At 61.6% G+C, this 19,121-nt stretch carries 15 protein-coding genes; 9 read left to right on the top strand and 6 right to left on the bottom strand.

The features are described from left to right. A partial coding sequence (locus FQ746_RS16470; protein ID WP_260854082.1) for a filamentous hemagglutinin N-terminal domain-containing protein occupies positions 1-1,319 on the bottom strand: 1,319 nt, incomplete at its 3' end. Between the two features lie 269 nt (positions 1,320-1,588). Between FQ746_RS16470 and FQ746_RS16465 the strand changes: the two genes are divergently transcribed. Beyond that, positions 1,589-2,404 (top strand): DUF72 domain-containing protein, encoded by an 816-nt coding sequence (locus FQ746_RS16465; RefSeq protein ID WP_144110425.1) that lies wholly within the window; start codon positions 1,589-1,591, stop codon positions 2,402-2,404. Between the two features lie 164 nt (positions 2,405-2,568). Further along, entirely contained in the window at positions 2,569-3,687 is a 1,119-nt protein-coding gene (locus tag FQ746_RS16460; RefSeq protein WP_144110424.1) for a 3-deoxy-7-phosphoheptulonate synthase, read from the top strand. 153 nt (positions 3,688-3,840) lie between these two features. Here the strand turns inward: FQ746_RS16460 and FQ746_RS16455 are convergent, their stop codons facing one another. Next, the gene (locus tag FQ746_RS16455; RefSeq protein ID WP_042324988.1) at positions 3,841-4,119 is read right to left on the bottom strand and encodes an HU family DNA-binding protein; all 279 of its coding nucleotides are present in this window, start codon (positions 4,117-4,119) and stop codon (positions 3,841-3,843) included. Positions 4,120-4,764: 645 nt separating this feature from the next. Between FQ746_RS16455 and FQ746_RS16450 the strand changes: the two genes are divergently transcribed. The 5 genes from FQ746_RS16450 (at position 4,765) to FQ746_RS16430 (ending at position 11,425) form a co-directional block, all read left to right on the top strand. Beyond that, positions 4,765-6,753 (top strand): putative bifunctional diguanylate cyclase/phosphodiesterase, encoded by a 1,989-nt coding sequence (locus tag FQ746_RS16450; protein WP_144110423.1) that lies wholly within the window; start codon positions 4,765-4,767, stop codon positions 6,751-6,753. Positions 6,754-7,012: 259 nt separating this feature from the next. Then, positions 7,013-8,041 carry a VTT domain-containing protein gene (locus FQ746_RS16445; protein ID WP_144110422.1) on the top strand — a complete coding sequence of 343 codons (1,029 nt, stop codon included), beginning with the start codon at positions 7,013-7,015 and terminating at the stop codon, positions 8,039-8,041. 189 nt (positions 8,042-8,230) lie between these two features. Beyond that, positions 8,231-8,425 carry a hypothetical protein gene (locus FQ746_RS16440; protein WP_260854081.1) on the top strand — a complete coding sequence of 65 codons (195 nt, stop codon included), beginning with the start codon at positions 8,231-8,233 and terminating at the stop codon, positions 8,423-8,425. 210 nt (positions 8,426-8,635) lie between these two features. Then, complete coding sequence (locus FQ746_RS16435; protein ID WP_144110421.1) at positions 8,636-9,970, top strand: glutamine synthetase family protein; 1,335 nt, start codon at positions 8,636-8,638, stop codon at positions 9,968-9,970. A gap of 36 nt (positions 9,971-10,006) precedes the next feature. Continuing rightward, complete coding sequence (locus FQ746_RS16430) at positions 10,007-11,425, top strand: aspartate aminotransferase family protein (protein ID WP_144110420.1); 1,419 nt, start codon at positions 10,007-10,009, stop codon at positions 11,423-11,425. A gap of 28 nt (positions 11,426-11,453) precedes the next feature. Here FQ746_RS16430 and FQ746_RS16425 read toward each other — a convergent pair whose 3' ends face one another. Both FQ746_RS16425 and FQ746_RS16420 read right to left on the bottom strand, forming a co-directional pair. Further along, complete coding sequence (locus FQ746_RS16425; RefSeq protein ID WP_144110419.1) at positions 11,454-12,335, bottom strand: LysR family transcriptional regulator; 882 nt, start codon at positions 12,333-12,335, stop codon at positions 11,454-11,456. A gap of 37 nt (positions 12,336-12,372) precedes the next feature. Beyond that, the gene (locus FQ746_RS16420; protein WP_144110418.1) at positions 12,373-13,209 is read right to left on the bottom strand and encodes a bifunctional allantoicase/(S)-ureidoglycine aminohydrolase; all 837 of its coding nucleotides are present in this window, start codon (positions 13,207-13,209) and stop codon (positions 12,373-12,375) included. A 198-nt stretch (positions 13,210-13,407) separates the two neighbouring features. Here FQ746_RS16420 and FQ746_RS16415 point away from each other — a divergent pair, with 198 nt between their 5' ends. Next, positions 13,408-14,430 carry a DUF2891 domain-containing protein gene (locus FQ746_RS16415; RefSeq protein ID WP_144110417.1) on the top strand — a complete coding sequence of 341 codons (1,023 nt, stop codon included), beginning with the start codon at positions 13,408-13,410 and terminating at the stop codon, positions 14,428-14,430. A gap of 84 nt (positions 14,431-14,514) precedes the next feature. On the opposite strand, the gene FQ746_RS16410 is transcribed toward FQ746_RS16415, so the two are convergent. Continuing rightward, positions 14,515-14,940, bottom strand: a complete 426-nt coding sequence (locus FQ746_RS16410) for a PRC-barrel domain-containing protein (protein WP_144110433.1) — start codon at positions 14,938-14,940, stop codon at positions 14,515-14,517. Positions 14,941-15,127: 187 nt separating this feature from the next. Between FQ746_RS16410 and FQ746_RS16405 the strand changes: the two genes are divergently transcribed. Beyond that, entirely contained in the window at positions 15,128-17,494 is a 2,367-nt protein-coding gene (locus tag FQ746_RS16405; protein WP_144110416.1) for a DNA polymerase II, read from the top strand. Between the two features lie 15 nt (positions 17,495-17,509). On the opposite strand, the gene FQ746_RS16400 is transcribed toward FQ746_RS16405, so the two are convergent. Beyond that, positions 17,510-19,006 (bottom strand): MFS transporter, encoded by a 1,497-nt coding sequence (locus tag FQ746_RS16400; protein WP_144110415.1) that lies wholly within the window; start codon positions 19,004-19,006, stop codon positions 17,510-17,512. Positions 19,007-19,121 lie beyond the last annotated feature (115 nt).

Raw genomic sequence — 19,121 nt, 5'->3', positions numbered from 1 at the left:
AGCGAATCACCGGAGACGATCTGTCCATTGCGGTTCGAGAGTGTTCGCGCATTGATAGTCAGCGGACCACCAGAGGACAGCATGCCCCGATCGTTGAGCAGCATCCCGGCAGCGCGTACATCCAGCGCTCTTCCTGCGACGATCGTGGCGTTCGAGGCCGCAAGATCGCCAGCCGTTGCGGCGAGCCTGAGGTCGCCATTCGCCGACGTGTTACCACCTGCGAGATTGACCGATGCTCCCTGTAGCGCAGCGTTACCACCCGCCACATTGCGCCCCGTCGCCGTCAGCGCACCCGTCGCATCGAGCCGCAGTTCACCCGCCTGCGCCACCGAACCGTCGCCATTGATCCCCGCACCAAGCGTCCCATCTGAAGCAATGCTGGCGGCTTTAACCGTCAGGTTCTTCTCAGCCGCCACCACGCCACTATTCGTCAGCGCACCGGCCGAGGCCACCGTCACATCCCGTTGCGCGTAGACCGTCCCGCTGTTCCCGACACCCTCGCGCCCGGAGAGCCTGATGTCCCCACTCGCCTGCGTCTGTCCGGTGAGGATGAGCCTGCCCTCCGCGGTCACGGTAAAGTCACCCGCCTGCGCCGCCAGCACGCCTTTGGACGAAACACCCACACCGTCTTCCGTGCCCACCAGCACGATACTGTTCGCGTACATCCCGCCGATCTGGCTGACGTCGATGGAGATATACGGCGTCAGACCTTCACCGGCGATGGCCGTCGCATCGAGCGCGTCATGCCCGACCCGGTTAGCCCCCGCGATAACATTCAGGTTCTTCGCATGAATCGCCGCGTTCGCGTGCATGACGCGCGACAGCAGATCGATCTGATCCGTCGCACCTGCATCGAGTCCCGCACCGTGAACATCGATGCTGCCGCCTCGCACATCGAAGCTGGCGACAGACCCATCGGCCGCATAGTTCGGCGTCCCCGTCGTCAGGATCGCACGCGAGGTGTTGATGAACCCACCACCGTTCACACTGATGCCGGACCCGTTGGCAATCACCACCTCGGCCCGCTGCCCGGCAACTTCAACCTGCCCATTGATCTGACTCGCCGCGCGGCTATTAACCTGATTAACGATCACTCGCGCCGCCTGCCCGGTGCCCAGATTCGGATTCCCGTTAATCAATCCAGCCTGCTGCGTCTGCACGACTACCGGCGAGTTGTTCAGCACCACCCCACGCGAGGGCACATCGAACTGCCCATACGTATTAACCGAAACCCCCGCCCCCGAAGGCCGGTTGATATCCACCTGCGGCAGTCCATTACGCGTCTGAACGACCGAAGGCGCATGCTCACCAGCAGGCACGATCTGCGCCCCACCCCAACCCGGCCAAGCACCAACCGATAGCATCACGGCACGGCTAACACCTCGCAGAGCAAATCCCGGCACAAGCCTTGCGCCACTCAACCCAACCATTCCTCGTCGCATTATTTTTATATTACGAATCAATGAAGACTTCGTAACCTATCGCAACGTTCGTGGCGAATTGTCAAAGTTAGTCAAAGCCCTACCCAACCCATCACCAACCCCAACATTCCCCTAAACTGCACACGAAGCCCAAACCCGGAGCCCCCATGCCCTCCACCAAAAAATCCCCCAACATCCGCATCGGCATTGGCGGCTGGACCTACGCGCCCTGGCGCGGCGTCTTCTATCCCGAAGGCCTGACCCAGACCCGCGAACTCGAATACGCGAGCCAGCACCTCACTTCGATTGAAATCAACGGCACGTTCTACGGCTCGCAAAAACCGTCGAGCTATGAGAAGTGGTTTCAGGAAACGCCGGACGACTTCGTCTTCTCGCTAAAAGCCCCCCGCTACGCAACCAACCGGAAAGTACTCGCCGAAGCCGGCGACACCATCGAGCGTTTCTTCTCGAGCGGCGTCCTGCTGCTCAAAGAGAAACTTGGCGCGATCAACTGGCAATTCGCACCGACGAAAAAATTCGATAGCGAAGATTTCGAAGCTTTCCTGAAACTACTGCCCGCGAGCATCGAAGGTCAGAAACTCCGGCACGCCATCGAGGTTCGCAACGACAGCTTCAAGACTCCCGAGTTCGTTGCGCTCGCACGCAAATACAAAGTGGCGATCGTACTGGCAGGCGACGGCGATTACCCGCAGATCGCCGACATCACCGCGCCGTTCGTCTACGCCCGCATCATGGGTACGACCGACAAACAGGCCAAAGGCTATTCGACCAAAGCACTCGATGCATGGGCCGAACGCGCGCGTCGACTCGCAACCGGCACCACGCCCGGCGACCTGGAGTCGCACGCTACCGCGCCGGCAAAAACCGCGACGCGCGACGTGTACCTGTACGTCATCAGCGGCTTCAAGGAACGCAACCCGGCGGCCGCCATGGAACTGATCGAGCGCGTCAGCGGCAAATAGTCCGCCTGCGGCAGGCTACGGCAGGTCCACCGCGGGTGTCATAATCCCGGGCAGCGAATCATCGCACCGACACCCGTCCCGCCATCCGACACACCGTATGAGCCCAAACGAGGCCAAAGGAGTCGGGGCGTGAACTCCCCACCAGACAAGTCCCGGAGAATATTTTGAGCGCCATCGACCATCCTCTGCACGATCAGGAAGTCGGCTCGGCCGACGCCACCCAGGACACCACCCGTATCGACGACGTGCGCATCGGCGCCGTTCGTCCGCTGATTTCTCCCGCGTTACTGCAAGACGAATTGCCGGTGCCGTCCACGGTGCAAACGCTCGTCGAAACCACCCGCGTCGAAATCGCCGACATCCTGCATGGCCGCGACGACCGCCTCGTCGCCATCGTCGGTCCGTGCTCGATTCACGATCACGATCAGGCCATCGAATACGCGCACAAGCTCAAGACCGCGGCCGCCGCCTATCGCGACGATCTGCTCATCGTGATGCGCGTCTACTTCGAAAAACCGCGCACGACGGTGGGCTGGAAAGGCTATATCAACGACCCGCGTCTCGACGGCAGCTTCCGCATCAACGAAGGGCTGAAGCTCGCGCGCCAGTTGCTGCTCGACATCAACGGGCTTGGGCTGCCTACCGCGACGGAGTTTCTGGACCTGCTTAGTCCGCAGTACATCGCCGATCTGATCGCGTGGGGCGCCATCGGCGCACGCACGACGGAAAGCCAGAGTCATCGGCAACTGGCATCGGGGCTGAGTTGCCCGATCGGTTTCAAGAACGGCACGGACGGCGGCGTGCAGATCGCCGCCGACGCCATCGTCGCGGCACGCGCGAGTCACGCGTTCATGGGCATGACGAAAATGGGCATGGCGGCAATTTTCGAAACCCGCGGCAACGACGACGCGCACGTCATTCTGCGGGGCGGCAAGCAGGGACCGAATTACGATAGCGCGTCGGTGGAAGCCACCTGTGCAGCGCTCAGAAAGGCAGGATTGCGCGAGCAGGTGATGATCGACTGCTCACACGCCAACTCGGGCAAATCACATCTGCGTCAGCTGGATGTCGTGCAGGATCTGGCGCAACAACTCACGCAACGCGAGCGCCGCATCATGGGCGTCATGCTGGAAAGTCATCTGGAAGAAGGCCGGCAGGATCTGCAGGCCGGGGTGCCGTTGCGTCACGGCGTGTCGATTACGGATGCATGCGTGAGCTGGGCGCAAACCGAACCGGTTCTGGACACGCTCGCCGCGGCCACCCGCAAACGCCGCGCGAGTTGATCTCGCGCAAGCCGTCGCAAGGTAAAACACACGCGCCGCGCCAGCCGCCGAAACATCACGGGGTTGGGCAGCGCGTGATTTCCACACCCGGCGCATCCCGCGCCGCGCGCTGCGATAGCGCGCTGAGGAACACCCGGTGTGAAGCGCGTTGCATTACGACGCGTTGACTGCTTCCTTGAATGCCTTGCCGGCGGTGAACTTCACCGTCTTGGCTGCGGCGATCTGGATTTCTGCGCCCGTCGACGGGTTGCGGCCCACGCGTGCTGCGCGCGCGCCGGTCGAGAAAGAACCGAAACCGACCAGTTGCACCGTATCGCCACTCACCACTGCCTTCGTTACTGCTTCGACGATTGCGTCGATGGTCTGGCCGGTGGCCGCTTTGCTTTCGCCCGTCGCTGCGGCGACTGCATCAATCAGTTCCTGTTTGTTCATAGCACTTCCCGTATGGTGATCATGGAACCGGCGCCACATCTGTAGCGCCGGGACCGACACACTAACGCATAGGCGCCGGTTCGCGCAAACCTTGGCTGTAAGCCGTGTATCACCCGCCCAGCGGGAATTTGACGATTTTTTGTTGCAAACGACGGTAAGAAACTCATATCAATCTTGTCTGTCCGCTTTCAGAAATCACTGTCAGAAAAAGAAACCGTTGCAATTTCAGTGCTTTAGCGCGCCTTGAATGCCATCTTGAAACGTCGCACGGCGTTTAACCTTTGCGCTAAACGCAGCCAGAGAATGTGAAATAGACCGTTGCACGATGTTTCAAGCGAGCGAATTCAGAAACGATTAAAAATTCAATTTCGCTCTGATGCAACATGCGCGCAGCGCGCCACGCATCGGAATCTGGACCGGCACGCAGTTTGCAAAGCTCTGTCGCCAGGCAGCGCAGGAAGCGCTAATCGGCGCTAACCGGGCCGACACACAAGCAGAAATGACCGTGGACCGCAGGCGGTCAGGTAGCACTTACCGGGCCAAAGGTTAGCCCCTACGCGGCTCACTTCCTCAAGGTCACGGCATCGCAGCCGATAAATATCCTTGCGTGGGCAGCGCAAACGAGAAGAACAGATAGGAACGGGAATGGTTCGGTTAGGCAGATTAAAAGAAGCACTGTCGGTGGCGGAAGGCGACCCCGAACTCGTGCGCGCGCAACTCCAGGCCTTCGCACGCCAGGTGCCGCTGCTCTATTTCATCCTTCTCGTGAACACGGTGGCGCTCGCGCTGACCCATGCAAATTCGCACGTGAATCGCGCGCCGGCATGGCTGGCCGTCTATGTCCCTACGATGCTGTGCATCGTATGCGTGATCCGTTGCATCGGCGCATGGCGCCGCCATCGCGCGATGACGCGCGACAAGGCGGTGCCCGAACTCCGGCGTCTGATCCGCCTCGCGGGACTGCTGGGCATCGCCTTCAGCCTCTGGGCTCTCCTGCTGTTCCCTTACGGCACGGCCTACGAACAGGCGCAGGTCGCGTTCTACATCGCGACCAGCGTGATCGGCTGCGTCTTCTGTCTGATGCATCTTCGGGCAGCGGCGCTGGTGCTGTTGTCGGTGGTCAGCGTGAGCTTCGCGGGGTTTCTCGTCTTCACGCACGAGCCCGTGTTCATCGCGATCGCCATCGACATGGTGCTGATGGGCATCGCTCTTGCCTTCATCGTCGAGCTGTATCACCGCACGTTCGTCGGCCTCGTGGATGCGCAGCGGGATTTGCAGGAGAGTCAGCAGAAAACCCAGCGACTGAGCGACGACAACTTCCGGCTCGCCAGCATCGACAGCCTGACCGACCTGCCCAACCGGCGCAGTTTCTTTGCTTCGCTGCGCGCGCTGTCGGAACAGGCGCTCGCCGATGGCGGCGGCTTCAACGTCGGCCTGATCGATCTGGACGGCTTCAAGCAGGTCAACGATATCTACGGGCACGCAAGCGGCGACCTCGTGCTCCAGGAAGTCGGCTTGCGTCTGCTGGCGCTGGCCGACCCGCAAATCTTTTTCGCACGCCTCGGGGGCGACGAATTCGGTGTGCTCGCGCAAAAGAAACTGCCCGATGAGGCGCTGGTGGAACTCGGGCAACGCATTTGCGCAGCGCTTTCGCAGCCGTATCAGTTAGCAGGCAATGTCGCCGAGCTCTCTGGCACGATAGGTTGGGCGACGTTTCCCGAGGCCGGCGCGACGGTCGCGCAAGTGTTCGAACGCGCCGACGCCGCGCTTTACGTGGGCAAGGAAAGCCGCCGCGGCACACCGATCATTTTCTCGACCGAACACGAGACGCGCATCCGCCGCTCGAGTTTGCTGACTCAGGAACTGCGTCACGCCAATCTCGACACGGAGCTGTTCCTGGAATTCCAGCCGATCCTCGATGTGCTGACGCATCGCGCTCTGGGATTCGAAGCATTGGGCCGTTGGCACAACACGCGCCTCGGCATGGTCGGTCCCGAAGAATTCATTCGCATCGCCGAGCGCACCGAACTGATTCTGAATGTCACCGAGGTACTGCTGCACAAAGCGCTCGTCGAAGTCGCCCGCTGGCCGGCCGGGTTGTATCTGTCGTTCAATCTGTCCGCGATCGATATCTCGACTTCGCCGCGCGCGCGCAGGTTGATCGATATCGTGCTGGCGAGCGGCGTGCCGCCGCATCGCATCTCGTTTGAAATCACCGAAACCGCCGTGACGCGCGACTTCGAACAGGCGCGCAGTGCGCTGACGATGATCAAGCAGGCAGGCTGCCGCGTCTCGCTCGACGACTTCGGCACCGGCTATTCGAGTCTCAGCTATGTCCACCGCTTGCCCTTCGATACCATCAAGATCGATCGCGGCTTCATGACGGACGTGGATACCAATAGCGCGTCGATGAAGATCGTGAAATCGGTGCTCGACCTGTGCCGCAATCTGAACCTCGAATGCGTCGTGGAAGGACTCGAAACCGAGTCGCAGGCCCAGACGGTGAAGGCGCTCGGGGCACGCGCGGTGCAGGGCTATCTGTTCAGCCGGCCGATGCGTGCCGGGGCCGTTGCCGAGTGGCTCGCCGCGGCTCGCGAAGCGGCGCCGGTCGACGCTGCGGAGTCATGGCGCTAGCCAGCGGGTGTATCGACTCGACGGGTCGACACCTGGGCGAGAATGTCGAAGCCAACGCGTAATTGCGCCGGTTGTGCTTAAATCCGGCTTCGTATCGCGTTTCTTTCATGTTCGTCATGGGTCACGGTTCCTCGCAAGTTCATGGTTTCGCGGGAATAGAACGTGCTCGACCGATTTCGTCAGTCCGCGTTGCACCCGCGTTGCACCCGCGTTGCACTCGCGTTGCGTCACCCTTAGATTGCTTATCAGGAGCACGGTTGTGTGGCATTTCCCAATTGCGATTCCACCTTCGCTGGGCGTGTGGGCAGTATTCATGAGCGTGCTGGTCACGCAACTCGGTCTGCCAATTCCCGCCGCGCCCATGCTGATTCTGGGTGGAACGATGGCCGCCATGGGACAGGCCTCGTATGCGAGCGTGCTGGCTGCAGCAATCGGCGCGACGCTGCTGGCCGATTCAATGTGGTTCTTCACGGGCCGCGCGTATGGCCGGCGTCTGCTGAATTATCTGGTGCGCTTCTCGCTGTCGCTCGACACCACGGTACGCGTGACCCGCAATACTTATGAGCGTTATGGCGCGCCGATTCTCACCATCGCCAAGTTTCTACCCGGGCTCGGTCTTATTTCGGCACCGCTGCTCGGCACCACGGCCATCAATCTCGGCGTGTTCCTGTTCTGGGACTTCATCGGCGCGGCGTTATGGGCCAGTGTGTGGGTCATCGGCGGCGCAGCGCTGCACGACCAGATCGTGCAACTGGTGCTGCTGGTGCGCCAGAACGGCGGCACGATCGTCGATGCCTTCGCGGCGATCTTCGTCGCGGTGCTGCTGTATCGCTGGGTCAGGCGCTGGCAGTTTCGCCGTTGGCTCGCGCATGTGCGCATTTCACCGGATCAGCTCGACGGCTTGATGAAGTCGAACGAGCCGCCGCTTATTTTCGATGCCCGGCCGCAAAGCGTGCGGGCCAAAGAATCGCACCGGATCGCCGGCGCCCTGCTACTCGACCTGGATTCGCCAGAACCGATTCCCGATGAATTACTGAAGCGCCCCATCGTCGTCTATTGCGTATGCCCTAACGAAGCGACGGCCAAGCGCATCGTCAGTCAGTTGCATCGCAAGCATCTGCATCAGGTGAAGGCGCTCAAAGGCGGACTCGATGCATGGGAAAGACACGGTTATCCGGTCGAGCCGCTGCCACAAGACTTCGAGACCTCAATGGCGCATCTGACCGAAGAAGAAAACGATGCGGATCATGAAGGCGAATACACCGTGCGGGCACGGCTTGCCAAATAACGGATGAGGGCAATGTCGGGAAAGCCCTGAGCATGGCGTGACGAAATTGATTTGACGGCATTATTGGAACGTATAAGCTGGATGTCAGGCGATCGTCAGGACGAGGTCGCCGCGCTTCAGGTGCGAACGTTTTAGTATCGCCCTCAACATCGTTAATCGAGTGTCATCGTGAAAGCCCGAGGACCTTTGGTGAAATGGAATCGTAGCCGGCCGGGCACTGCTCGCGTCGAATGCGCCATCGCCGACGGCAGCAACGGCAGCGTCCGCCACTTCCTGACCGTCTCCACAATTCTGTCCCGCCGTTCCGTTCGACGTCACAACTCCACCGCCGCGCGCGCCTTCATTGCGGTGCGTACCGACGAAGTCGCTTCGCTGCTGCCGTAGCGCCTCTCTCTATTCGCCCTCCGTTTCATCCATCTGCATGAGCATGAGTACGCGCACGCGTTGACGCGCGTGCGGCTCGCGCAGGTGCGGCGACGCGCGGCATTTCATTTATCGACGAATTCCATCAATGTGGCTCGACGCATCGCGTCCGGCTGCGGAGTCGTGCCGCGCCGTCATTAACGTTGTTCGTGAAGAATAGAGAGAAGCCTCATGCACGACATCGACGAATTTCTGAAGAAGAACCGCGTAACGGAAATCGAAGCGATCATTCCGGATATGGCCGGCATCGCGCGTGGCAAGATCATTCCGCGCAGCAAGTTCGAGTCGGGCGAGTCCATGCGCCTGCCGCAAGCGGTGATGATCCAGACCGTCACCGGCGACTATCCGGCGGACGGCTCGCTCACCGGCGTCACCGATCCCGACATGGTGTGCGTGCCCGACGCCAGCACGATACGGATGATTCCGTGGGCGATCGATCCGACCGCGCAGGTCATCCACGATTGCGTGCATTTCGACGGCACGCCCGTCGCGATCTCGCCACGCTGCGTGCTGCGCCGCGTGCTCGATCTGTACAAGGCCAAAGGCTGGACGCCCGTCATCGCACCGGAGCTGGAGTTCTATCTGGTCGATATGAACCGCGATCCCGACCTGCCGTTGCAACCGCCTATCGGCCGCACGGGTCGGCCGGAAACCGGCCGCCAGGCGTATTCGATCGAAGCGGTCAACGAATTCGATCCACTGTTCGAAGACATCTATGCGTACTGCGAGGTGCAGGAGCTCGAAGTCGATACGCTGATTCACGAGGTCGGCGCGGCGCAGATGGAAATCAACTTCATGCATGGCGATCCGCTCAAACTCGCCGACAGTGTGTTTCTCTTCAAGCGCACCGTGCGTGAAGCGGCGCTGCGCCACAAGATGTACGCGACGTTCATGGCAAAGCCGATGGAAGCCGAACCAGGCTCGGCCATGCATATGCACCAGAGCCTGATCGATGCGGAAACGGGTTTGAATGCGTTCACCGGCGCAGATGGCAAACCGACCGCGCTGTTCACGCGCTATATCGCCGGTTTGCAAAAGTACACGCCGGCGCTCATGCCGATCTTCGCGCCGTATATCAACTCCTACAGAAGGCTGTCGCGCTTCATGGCCGCGCCGATCAACGTTGCGTGGGGTTACGACAACCGCACGGTGGGCTTTCGCATTCCGCATTCGGCACCTGCCGCGCGGCGTATCGAGAACCGTATTCCGGGCGTGGATTGCAATCCCTATCTGGCGATTGCCGCGACGCTGGCGGCCGGCTATCTCGGCATGACCCAACGACTCGACGCAACCGAGCCGCTGCTGAGCGACGGTTACGCACTGCCCTACCAGTTGCCGCGCAATCTCGAAGAAGGCCTGACCTTGATGGCTGCGTGCGAGCCGATTGCCGACGTGCTCGGCGAGGCATTCGTGAAGGCCTACCTCGCGCTGAAAGAGACCGAATACGAAGCGTTTTTCCGCGTGATCAGTTCATGGGAACGGCGGCATCTGCTGCTGCACGTGTAGGCGCGTGCCAAACCAAAACCGGATTCTGGAGGCTTTATGAGCATGACCACCGAAGCATTCTCCGATGTGCATTTGCCTGACTACCCGGCTCGACGCACTACTGCCGAGTACCGTGCGCTCGACGCCGCACATCATCTGCATCCGTTCTCCGACATGGCCACGCTGAATCGCACGGGCAGTCGCGTGATTGTAAAAGGCCAGGGCGTGTACGTATGGGATTCGGACGGCAGCAAGATAATCGACGGCATGGCAGGTTTGTGGTGCGTCAATGTCGGCTATGGGCGCAAGGAACTGGCCGACGCGGCGTATCGGCAGATGCGGGAATTGCCGTACTACAACACCTTCTTCAAGTCCACGCACCCTCCGGTCATCGAACTGTCGGCTCTTCTGGCCGAGCTTGCGCCTGCGCCCTTCAACCACTTCTTCTACTGCAATAGCGGCTCGGAAAGCAACGACACCGCGCTGCGTATCGTCCATCGATACTGGGCGACCCGCAACAAGCCCGCGAAGAAATTCGTGATCGCCCGCAAGAACGGTTACCACGGGTCGACCATTGCAGGCGGCACGCTCGGCGGCATGGAATGTATGCACGAACAGATGCCCTCCAGGATGGAGAACATCGTGCATATCGAGCAGCCGTATTTTTTCGGCGAAGCCGAAGCCGGTCTAACGCCGGAAGAATTCCCATTGTCGCGCGCGCAACGACTCGAAGCGAAGATTCTCGAGATCGGTGCGGACAATGTGGCGGCGTTTATCGGTGAGCCTTTCCAGGGAGCCGGCGGTGTGATCTTTCCGGCTGTAACCTACTGGCCGGAAATTCAGCGCATCTGCCGCAAGTACGACATTCTGCTGATTGCCGACGAAGTGATCGGCGGATTCGGTCGTACCGGCGAATGGTTCGCTCATGAGCATTTCGACTTCGAGCCCGATCTGATCACACTAGCCAAAGGCCTCACCAGCGGCTATATGCCGATGGGCGCAGTGGGTCTGCACGATCGCATCGCGCGCGCCGTCATCGAGAACGGCGAGTTCAATCACGGGCTCACCTATTCGGGCCATCCGGTTGCCGCGGCGGTCGCGCTCGCCAATCTGAAAATCTTGCGTAACGAGAACATCGTCGAACGCGTGAAGTGCGATACGGGTCCGTATTTTCAGCAGCAACTGCGCGAGACTTTCGCGAATCATCCGATCGTCGGAGAAGTGTCGGGCGTCGGACTCGTGGCCGGACTGCAACTGGCCGACGACCCGGCCACGCGCAAACGCTTCCAGAATGGCGCCGAAGTGGGCACCGTCTGCCGCGATTTCTGTTCCAGCGGCAATCTGATCATGCGCGCGACGGGCGACCGCATGCTGCTGTCGCCGCCGCTCGTCATCGAGAGGCAGGAGATCGACGAGATCGTTTCGAAGGCCAAAGCTGCCATCGACGCAACGGCCCGGCAGTTCGGCCGCCTGTGACGATGGTTCTGCGGTTTGTCGACGGATGTTAGCGACGCTGCGGCCCGAACATCCGCCCGACCGCCCGCGCGAGTTCCTTCACGACGTCGTCGGCCGTCGGGCGGTGCAGCAGCGCGATATCCATCGTTTCGATGGCCGGCAAACCGCTCTTCGGCGTGAGTACGACATGCTCCGGCGTCACCGCGCGCGCGGGCAAGAGACTGATGCCGAGCCCATCGGCGACGGCTGCCTGAATCCCGCTCAGACTCGAACTGATGAAACTCATCCGCCACCGTCGACCCATTGCTTCGACGGCCTGGGTCATATCGTCACGATACAAACCACGCGGCGGAAACGCGACCAGTGGAATCGGATCGAGTTGCAACGACGGGTTGCTCGCGCTGTCTATCCAGCGCAATTGCTCGCGCCAGCACGCTACGGACTCGCGGCTGTTACGCCGCTGCTTGACGAGAATCAGATCGAGTTCGCCACGGTCGTAGCTGCTGGTCACGTCGCGGCACAAACCGCTGGTGACTTCCAGTTTCACCTGTGGGTGCTTGCGGTTGAACGCGGCGAGCGTATGCGTGGTCGGGCCGCCGACGAAATCTTCCGGTACGCCGAGCCTGACCGTCTGTCCCACGGTTGCACCGGATAGCGCTTCGAGCATGTCGTCGTTGAGCGACAGCATGCGACGCGCGTACGCGAGCAAGGTTTCGCCCGCATCGGTCGGAGTGACGTCGCGCGTGCCGCGTTCGAGCAGCTTGTGGCCTGCCATGTCCTCGAGCCGCCGTACTTTCTGGCTGACGGTCGACTGCGTGGAATGAAGCCGCGCGGACGCGGCGGTAAAGCTGCCGCAGTCGGCCACCATCACGAGGGTTTTCAGAAGATCGAGATCGAACAGCGGGGTCCGGACGGCGGCGGCGGGTTTCATGGGCGTTTGTCGGACCCTGTGCAAGGCGGATGGCGGGCTAGCGTGGCGTGTCGAGCGTCAGCTTCATATGGCGATTGACGTCTTTATACAGCAGGTAGCGGAAGCGGTCCGGTCCGCCGGCATAGCAGGCTTGCGGACAGAACGCGCGCAACCACATGAAGTCGCCGGCTTCCACTTCGACCCAATCCTGATTCAGGCGATACACCGCCTTGCCTTCCAGCACGTACAGGCCGTGCTCCATCACATGCGTTTCGGCAAACGGGATCACGCCGCCTGGCAGGAACGTGACGATGTTCACGTGCATGTCGTGACGCATGTCGGCCGTATCGACGAAACGCGACGTCACCCAGCGGCCTTCGGTACCGGGCATGGCAATCGGCTCCACGTCCTGCTCGTTCGTCACGAAAGCCTCGGGCAGCCGCACGCCGTCGACCGCCTCGTAGTGCTTGCGAATCCAGTGGAAACGCGCGGCGTCCTGGCTTCGATTGCGCAATGACCACTCGCTGCCGGGCGGAATGAACGCGTAGCCGCCTGGCGTGAGCGTGTGCAGCCTGCCTTGCAGCGTCAAGTCGATCTGCCCTTCCACGACGAACAGCACGCCTTCCGCATTCGGATTCTGCTCGGGGCGTTCGCTGCCACCGCCGGCGCCGACTTCCATGATGTACTGCGCGAAGGTTTCGGCGAAACCGGAGAGCGGACGCGCCATCACCCACAAACGCGTCTTCTCCCAGAACGGCAGACGACTCGTGACGATATCGCGCATCACGCCTTTGGGAATGACCGCATACGCTTCGGTGAACATCGCACGATCGGTCAGCAGTTCGGTCTGCGCGGGATGGCCGCCGTGCGGCGCATAGTAGGGGGCTCGTGACATACGACACACTCCGGGAAGGTTGACCGGCACACGATATCGGAGCGACACCCTATCGACAAATTAAATGTTGGAATGTCAGGTATTCGTTTTTCAACTGGGCGGGGCCGTCGGATGGCCGATGGGGTTCGAACTAAAGGCATAATTTGCCCGTGAATCGTCGATAAAATGCCGCCGTGGATCACACCTCGAGGAAACGCCATGTCCCTGCAACTCACGCCCGAATTCGCGTCCCGCTTCGCCAACCTCGCGCTGGCCCACCTCACGCGCGAATACCCGAACAAGCTGACGCACTCGCTCGCCGGCCCGCAAGACGTGCAGGGACCACGCGACCTGCATCCGATTTTTTATGGCAGCTACGACTGGCATTCCTGCGTGCATGGTTACTGGCTGATCCTGCATCTGCTCGAACGCTTTCCGGATTTGCCGGAGGCCGAACGCATCGTCGCGGTCGTCGACGAGCATTTCACGCAGGCCAACGTAGCGGGCGAACTCGCGTATCTCGCCCTGCCGCACAATCGCGGCTTCGAGCGTCCGTATGGTTGGGCGTGGCTGCTCGCACTGAGCGCGCAAATCAACTCGCCGGCACTCGCGCGGACGCACCCGCAGGCGGCACGCTGGTCACACACCTTCGCGCCGCTCGCTGCGGTCTTCGTCGAACGCTTCGAAGAGTTTTTGCCGAAAGCGACCTATCCGCTGCGCGTAGGAACGCACTTCAATATGGCTTTTGCCCTGTCGCTCGCGCTGGATTTTGCGCGGCAGGGTTCGCACGAGTCGTTCGAGTCCTTGCTCGTCGATACCGCCCGGCGCTGGTTTCTGAACGACGTGGCGTGCCAGGCATGGGAACCTGCGGGCGACGAGTTTTTGTCGCCCTCGCTCATGGAAGCGGAGTTGATGCGGCGCGTGTTGCCGTCCGCGCAATTCGTCGAATGGTTCGGACGTTTCCTGCCGGAGATCGCGGCGCGGCAACCGGCGACGCTATTCGAGCCCGTCACTGTGACGGACCGCACAGATGGCAAGATCGCGCATCTCGACGGTTTGAACCTGAGCCGCGCGTGGTGCCAACGCTCGCTAGCCGGCGCGCTACCCGAAGACGATGCGCGTCGCCCGGTACTCGTCGATGCTGTCGAGCGGCATCTGCACAGCGCACTCGAGCATGTGGCCGGCGATTATATGGGTGAGCACTGGTTAGGGACGTTCGCCGTACTCGCGCTGGAAGCGTAATCGCAGCAGACGTGAAAAAGCCGGCCTGATGCAAAGGGGCCGGCTTTCTGACATTCTGCTTGACTGCTACACCGATGCACCGCTTTACTGTGCCGTGAGCTTCTTCGGCTTCGGCGGCGATTGCACCTTGTTGTACTGGAATTCCGGCGTGGCCTTCAAGGCCGCCTTGCTGGCGCCGGCCAGATAGAAATTGCCCGAGCGGATATCGAGTGCGGCGATCGGCACCGCGACGTCATGCGATGCAACGCCTAGAAATCCACCCGCCGACACGACCGCTGCGGACAGCGAGCCGTCCGGTGCCACCACCAGATCGCGGATCGAACCGATCTTCTCGTTCTGGTCGTTGTAGACCGCCTTGCCCAAGATGCTCTTCTTGACGCTCCAGCCGCTCAGCAGCGCGTTGGACTGTTCGACCGTGACGCTCAGCGGTTGTGATCCGGCCACTTGCGCATGCGCGCTGAGACTGCTTGCTGCTACGGCAACCGCCACGAGAAGTTTGCCCACCGTCATATCGTTCACTCCGTTCCTTGTTGAATCCTGGTTGATTCCGGCTCGACCCAGGCGGCGCAAAAGTTCGCGCCGAAAAATTGGGTGCAGACCGATCATACAGACTGCCTGTCATTGCTGCACCGGACCTGCCCGCTCTGGCCCGCGGTAAAATCGCGCAGGGCGCCGACGCCCGCTTAAAGGTGGAAGTTTGACTGAGCTTGAACAGGGTTTCATATTGACGCGGCACTGGCGGGACACGCCCGCCGGCACGGAGGTCGATTTCTGGCTGGCAACCGATACCGGGCCGCGCCACATCCGCTTGCGGCCACAACCATCGGTCGCATTCATTCCCGCCGAACAGCGCGAGCGCGCCGACACCATCCTGCGTCGCGAAGCGCCGCTCGATCTGCGTGAGCTGGCGCTGTGCGACTTCCAGCATCGTCCGGTACTCGGTCTTTACTGCCAGCAGTACCGTCAATTGACCGGCTTCGAAAAACGCCTGAAACAAGGCGGCGTCGACGTCTACGAAGCGGACGTGTTTCCTCCCGAGCGCTACATGATGGAGCGCTTCATCACCGCGCCCGTCTGGTTCGGCGGCGAGGACCAGCAGAACGGGCCATTGCTGAACAGCGAGTTGAAGCCGGCGAGCGATTACCGTCCGCCGTTGAAACTCGTGTCGCTCGATATCGAAACGAGCGCTCAAGCCGAACTCTATTCGATTGCGCTGGAAGGCTGCGGACAGCGGCAGGTGTATATGCTCGGGCCGCCGAACGGCTCGCCCACCAGGCTCGATTTCGACCTCGAATATTGCGACTCGCGCGCCGCGCTGATCGAAAAGCTGAATTTCTGGCTGGAGACGTACGATCCGGACGCGATCATCGGCTGGAATGTCGTGCAGTTCGATCTGCGGGTGCTGCATCAGCATGCGCAGCAATACCGCGTGCCGCTTCGGCTCGGCCGCGGCGGCGCGGTGATGGAGTGGCGCGAGCATGGCCTCAAGCAGAACCATTTCTTCGCCGGCGCCGCGGGACGGTTGATCATCGACGGCATCGAGGCGCTGCGTTCCGCCACCTGGAGCTTTCCGTCGTTCAGTCTCGAGCACGTGTCGCGCAGCGTGCTCGGCGAAGGCAAGGCGATCGATAACCCGTATCAACGCATGGATGAGATCCAGCGCCGCTTCGACGAAGACAAGCCCGCGCTCGCGACCTACAACCTGAAGGATTGCGAGCTGGTCACGCGGATCTTCGAGAAGACCGAACTGCTGTCGTTTCTACTGGAGCGCGCCACCGTCACCGGTTTACCGGCGGATCGCAGCGGCGGTTCGGTGGCGGCGTTCACGCATCTGTACATGCCACGCATGCATCGGCAGGGTTTCGTCGCGCCGAATCTCGGCGACGTGGCCGGCGCGGCGAGTCCCGGCGGCTTCGTGATGGATTCGCGTCCCGGTCTGTACGACTCGGTGCTGGTGCTCGACTACAAGAGCCTGTATCCGTCGATCATTCGCACGTTTCTGATCGATCCCGTGGGGCTGGTGGAAGGTCTGCGTCAGCCGGACGATGCGCACTCGGTGCCGGGTTTTCTCGGCGCCCGCTTCTCGCGCGAGCGCCATTGTTTGCCGTCCATCGTCGGACAGGTCTGGCAGGGCCGCGAAACGGCCAAGCGCGAACGCAACCAGCCGCTGTCGCAAGCGTTGAAGATCATCATGAACGCGTTTTACGGCGTGCTCGGTTCGACCGGCTGCCGTTTCTTCGATCCGCGACTCGCCTCGTCGATCACCCTGCGCGGCCACGAAATCATGCACCGCACGCGCGAACTGATCGAAGCGCAAGGTTACGAGGTTATTTACGGCGACACGGATTCGACCTTCGTCTGGCTCAGGCACGCGCACAGCGAGACGGACGCGGCGCGCATCGGCCGCGAACTCGTGGCGGGAATCAACACGTGGTGGCGCGAGAATCTGCTCGAACGTTTCGGTCTGGACAGCGCGCTGGAACTGCAATTCGAGCGGCACTACCGGCGCTTTTTCATGCCGACGATTCGCGGCGCGGAAGAAGGCAGCAAGAAACGCTATGCGGGCCTCACCGTGCTGCCGGACGGCCGCGAAGACATGGTCTACAAGGGACTGGAAACGGTACGCACCGACTGGACGCCGCTCGCCCAGCAGTTCCAGCAGGAACTGTACGGACGCATATTCCGCCAGCAACCGTATCAGGACTACGTGCGCGATTACGTGCGCGACACGCTTGCCGGCAAACTCGATGAACAGCTCGTGTATCGCAAGCGCTTGCGCCGCCCGCTCGACGACTACGAACGCAACGTGCCGCCGCACGTTCGGGCGGCGCGCGTGGCCGACGAATTCAACCGCCGCCAGGGCCGGCCGCTGCAATACCAGAACGGCGGGTGGATCAGCTACGTGATGACCGTCGCGGGACCGGAGCCGCTGGAAACGCTGCGTTCCGCGATCGATTACGAACACTACCTGACACGCCAGTTGCAACCCATCGCGGACGCGATTCTGCCTCTATTGCGCGACGACTTCACGACTTTGATGTCAGGCCAGAAACAGTTGTTCTAACCCTCCGGCCTCGCCCTACTTCGAAATCTTCTCGAGTTCGAGGCCTTTTGTTTTCGGACCCATCAGCCCGATGGCGAGCATCACGATCAGCATGGCGCCGGCTATGAAAACGAACACGCCGGTCGTGCCGAACTCGCGCAACACGAACGCGATCAGAAAGGCCGTAAAGATGGCCGAGAAGCGGCTCCACGAGTAGACGAAGCCGACGGCGCGCGCGCGAATGCTCGTCGGAAACAGCTCGGCCTGATATGCGTGAAAACTGTACGAAATGATATTGCCCGCCAGCGTCAGACACACGCCGAGACTCACCAGCAACACCGCGCCCGAGGCCCGGCTGAACCACAAGCCGCAAACGATGTTCGCCGCCGCCATCACCACGATCACTGTCTTGCGCTCGAAGCGGTCGCCGATGAACAGACCGATGATCGGACCGATCGGTGCGGCCAGTGCGATCACGCTCGAATACATGAGACTGGTCGTGATGGTGATGCCCTGCTTGATCAGCAGCGTCGGCACCCAATTGGCGAAGCCGTAGAAACCGATGCCCTGGAAGATGTTGAAGATCGTCATCATCAGCGTGCGGCTGCGGTAAGGCGCCACCCACATATCGCGAAAGCTGCCGCGCGGCGCGACCGGCACCGGCGGTGCGGGCGGCGGCAATTCGCGGCCGTATTCGCTGCGCACCTTCGCTTCGAGTTCGCTCATCACGCGATCGGCTTCGGCGAGACGTCCTTGCTGCGCGAGCCAGCGCGGGCTTTCCGGCAACGCGCGACGAATCCACCACACGAACAGCGCACCGTGCGCGCCGATCAACACCACCCAACGCCAGCCGTCGAAACCGAACGGCGCGCGCGGCACCAGCAGATACGACAGAAACGCCACCACCGGCACCGCCGTGAAACCGACTGCCTGCTCGCAGGCAAAGGCACGGCCGCGAATCTGCTTGGGCACCAGTTCGGAGATGTACGTGCCGATGGTCACCAGTTCCACGCCGATGCCGATGCCTGCAAGGAAGCGCCACGAGTTCAGCGCAATGGCCGATTGCGCGAAGGCCATCAGCACGTTTGCCGCGGTGTACCACAGCAGCGAGTACGTGAAAACGGCGCGACGGCCGAAGCGATCGGCGAGAAAGCCGCACGCAATCGTGCCGATGAACAGACCACTGAACAGCGCCGCGATAAAACTCGCGACGCCGGTCGAGCCGAACAGACCATGCGTCGTCGCGGTCAACAACCCGCTCTTGACGAGACCCGGCGCCACGTAGCCCGAGTAAAGCAGATCGTAAAGTTCGAAGAAAAAGCCGAGACTCAGCAGCACCACCAGTTTCCAGACGGAACGCGTGGCGGGCAAACGGTCGAGGCGCGCGGAGATGCTGCCGGCGTCGAGCGGAACGGCCGCGGCCGCGCTTGCAGCCTCGCTTACAGCCGTGCTTGCAGCCGCGCTTGCGCCTGATGAAGACCCCGCGCCGCCAGCACGCCGTGCGGCGGACTCCGCTTGATGAGGGGATGCCATATTGTCTGTCTCCTGATGTGGCCGGCGAGACAGCGTCATCGCCCAAGCCGGTCTGTGCCGGTCTTGTGCCGGCCTTGGTACTGCTCGCGCTTCATGCGCACCACGATGCCGGACC

Origin of the sequence: Paraburkholderia sp. BCC1886, assembly GCF_900996245.1 — a bacterium.
Taxonomy (GTDB): Bacteria; Pseudomonadota; Gammaproteobacteria; order Burkholderiales; family Burkholderiaceae; genus Paraburkholderia.
The sequence above is the reverse complement of the archived record's forward strand: the minus strand, read 5'-3'. Positions and strand labels throughout refer to the sequence as shown.

What these genes read in the sequence shown, in the direction of transcription:
- FQ746_RS16425 (WP_144110419.1), bottom strand. Translation starts at nt 12,335, where the DNA reads ATGAAACCCGCCGCCGCCGTCCGGACCCCGCTGTTCGATCTCGATCTT.
- FQ746_RS16400 (WP_144110415.1), bottom strand. Translation starts at nt 19,006, where the DNA reads ATGGCATCCCCTCATCAAGCGGAGTCCGCCGCACGGCGTGCTGGCGGC.
- FQ746_RS16410 (WP_144110433.1), bottom strand. Translation starts at nt 14,940, where the DNA reads ATGACGGTGGGCAAACTTCTCGTGGCGGTTGCCGTAGCAGCAAGCAGT.
- FQ746_RS16420 (WP_144110418.1), bottom strand. Translation starts at nt 13,209, where the DNA reads ATGTCACGAGCCCCCTACTATGCGCCGCACGGCGGCCATCCCGCGCAG.
- FQ746_RS16435 (WP_144110421.1), top strand. Translation starts at nt 8,636, where the DNA reads ATGCACGACATCGACGAATTTCTGAAGAAGAACCGCGTAACGGAAATC.
- FQ746_RS16430 (WP_144110420.1), top strand. Translation starts at nt 10,007, where the DNA reads ATGAGCATGACCACCGAAGCATTCTCCGATGTGCATTTGCCTGACTAC.
- FQ746_RS16455 (WP_042324988.1), bottom strand. Translation starts at nt 4,119, where the DNA reads ATGAACAAACAGGAACTGATTGATGCAGTCGCCGCAGCGACGGGCGAA.
- FQ746_RS16465 (WP_144110425.1), top strand. Translation starts at nt 1,589, where the DNA reads ATGCCCTCCACCAAAAAATCCCCCAACATCCGCATCGGCATTGGCGGC.
- FQ746_RS16415 (WP_144110417.1), top strand. Translation starts at nt 13,408, where the DNA reads ATGTCCCTGCAACTCACGCCCGAATTCGCGTCCCGCTTCGCCAACCTC.
- FQ746_RS16450 (WP_144110423.1), top strand. Translation starts at nt 4,765, where the DNA reads ATGGTTCGGTTAGGCAGATTAAAAGAAGCACTGTCGGTGGCGGAAGGC.